This is a genomic window from Deferrisoma sp. (assembly GCF_054681715.1).
In genome coordinates this window covers 1-2,650 of the sequence record NZ_BAAHFQ010000261.1, presented here as the reverse complement: position 1 = coordinate 2,650, position 2,650 = coordinate 1, and the positions used below count along the sequence as shown (strand labels likewise).

The window sequence follows — 2,650 nt, the reverse complement described above, 5'->3', positions numbered from 1 at the left end:
GAGGCTCCCCTCGCCCGACACCGGGCCGAGCCGGATCCCCTCCGGGACCCGATCCCCGAGCCACGCCGGATCCCACGCCTCCAGGCGCCAGGCGAGCTCGAACCCGGCGCCGAGGTCGGCCGCCAGGGCGGCCCGAAGCGCGTCCCCGAACCCCCGGGCCGTGGCCCGGATCCCCCGCCCCCTCCAGCTCCCGGTCACGGCCACCGGCCCGGGCCTCACCCCGGCCAGATCCAACCCGTCCACCGTGGCCTCCAGATGGAGGTCAAGCCCCCGGTACGGCCCGACCGCCTCCAGCGTTCCCCGGGCACGGCCCAACCCGGCCCAGGCGGGAACCGCCACCCCGGCGTCGGCCAGGAGGGCCCCCAGGGCGAGTCCTTGAAAGCGGGCCCGACCCCGCATCTTCTCCCGGTCCCCTTCGGCCTCCCCCGTGGCCCGCGCGCCGTACCCCTGGGCCTCGAGCCGGGAAACCCTCCACGCCCCCCGCTCCGCCCGGAACGCCGCCGAGACGCGCTCCGCCCCGTAGCCGGCCACCGACACCCCCCGGGCGGACAGATGCCCCTGCGCCATCGGCCGGGCCAGGGTCCCCTCCACCCGGACCTCGCCCTCGGCGGCGCCCCCCAGGGCGACCGGCAGCCCGAACCCCAGCCTCCCCGCCACGGAAGCGGCTGCGGCCAGGTCTAGGCTTCGGAGTTCCAGCCCGAGGTCGAGGCCCCGGCCCGGCTTCCACCCGAGGGCCCCCCGCATCTCGGCCCGGCCCCACCCCGCGTCCCACGCGCCTCCCTCGATCCGGAGCCCGCCGTAGTCGAGCCGGACCCTTGCGCCGACCCGGCCCAGGTCCTGTCCCCGGTACGCCGCCCGGGCGTCCACGTCGTACACGAAGGTGAGGTCCCGGAACGGGCCCTCCACCCGGCCCCGGGCCCTCCCGGCGGCCCCGAGATCGGGCGGGGCCCACCGGCCGGCCACGGCCAGGTCGGAAAACGCGAGATCCGTCTCGAGCCACATCCCCTCCCGGTACGCGATCCGCCCGTTTCCCAACCCGATCCGGGCGGTTCCCGCCTCGATCCGGCCCGAGGCGATTCGCAAATCCTCGGTGCCCACGGTGCCCTCGGCCACCACCCGGGCCCGCCCCAGGCCGTACACGGGCGTCTCCCCCGGGTGGACCGTCACGTCCAGGTCCTCCACCACGCAGTCCACCCCGAACCCGAGCCCCAGGGGGGCCAAGGGCCCCTTGGCCCGAAACGCGCCCGACGCCCGAAGCCCCACGGGAAACCATCGGGACGAGAAAAGACCCATAAACGGCCGAAGATCGAATCCCCGGGCCGTGCCCTGGGCCTGGAGCTCGAGTCCGCCCCCGGCCCGGACGAGGCGGGCCGAAAGACCTTCCACCCCGCCCACCGAGCTTGCGATCGAAAGGTCCGCTAGCCCCACGCCCCCCGGTCGGGCCTCCCACCGGCCCCGGGCGGCCAGCCGCTCCACGGCCCCGAACCGCCCGTCCCGAAGCGCCAGCTCTCCCTCGGCCCGCGGGGCACGCACGCTCCCGGTCACCCGTCCGGCCAGCTCCAACACCCCGTCCCAGGGAAGGAACCGGCCGAGGCCCGCCGCCCGAAGCCACGCCTCCGGGATCTCCCCCGGCCGGGCCTCGAGCCGCACCCCCAGGTCGAGGCGGTCCCCCGAGGCCCAGGTGCCGTCGATCGTGAACGCGCCCCCGGGGAACCCGAGCGCCAACTCCTCGACCCGCAGGGCGCCCAACCGCCGGGCGCCCCGGAACCGCCCCTCGAACCGGGCGGCTTCCCCGGCCCAGGAGAACGTTCCCCCGATCCGGGCCTCCCCCCGGTCTTCCCTCCACGTGGCATCGGCGCCGTCCACCTCGAGCCGCATGCCCGCAGCCGGGTCCTCCCAACGAAGGCTCCCGTCCGCGATCTCCAGCGTCTCCACGGACACCAGGGGGGGCGTGCGGTGGCCCGCGGCCCGGGCACCTCCTCCCGGCGGCCCGGACCTCGTGGCCCGCACGGCCACCCGGGGGCCCACGAGACGGGCCGAGACCCGCGGCCGGCCCAAAAGCCACCGGCCCGGGTGGAGGCGGACCTCCCCCTCGTCCAGGTCCACGGCCCAGGCGTCCCCGGCCGCGTGAAGCCCCTCGACCCGCAGGCGGACCCGCCAGGGATCGAAATCCAGGGCCTTCACCTCCAGGGTTCCCCCGGCGGCCCGCACCCGCGCCTGCACCCACGCCACGGCCGCCCGTTCCACGGCCGGCAGGCCCAGGGCCCAGCCCCCCACGACCAGCGCGCCCAAAAAGGTGCCGAAAATCCAAAGGAAGCGCCGCACCCGCACCTCTCAAACGGTTTCGCGCGTTACTAAGACCAACGAAAGTATTGTCAGATCCCCGGCGTCGCTACGGAAACCCGCGGGTGGGGGGCTGGTGGAGAGCCGGGTGCGGCCGGCTCACGCTGCATCCGGCACTCAGCCCGGCGGCTCCATGAACGGCGGAAACGCAAACGTTGGCAAGCCATCGGTGGGCTCATGGCGAGGGAGACATCGGCTGAGTGCCGGATGCAGCGACTGTAGGAGCCACGCCCGGCGCTCCACCAGGCCCCTTGCCGGGCCGAATCAGGAAACGGTAGTTTTGAACGCAACTTGGTATGAGACTTCG

The 2,650-nt window shown here is 75.2% G+C and carries 1 pseudogene; it reads right to left on the bottom strand.

From position 1 onward, the window contains the following. A pseudogene (locus tag ACY0I8_RS17555) lies at positions 1-2,325 on the bottom strand (hypothetical protein); the annotation flags it as partial. Positions 2,326-2,650 lie beyond the last annotated feature (325 nt).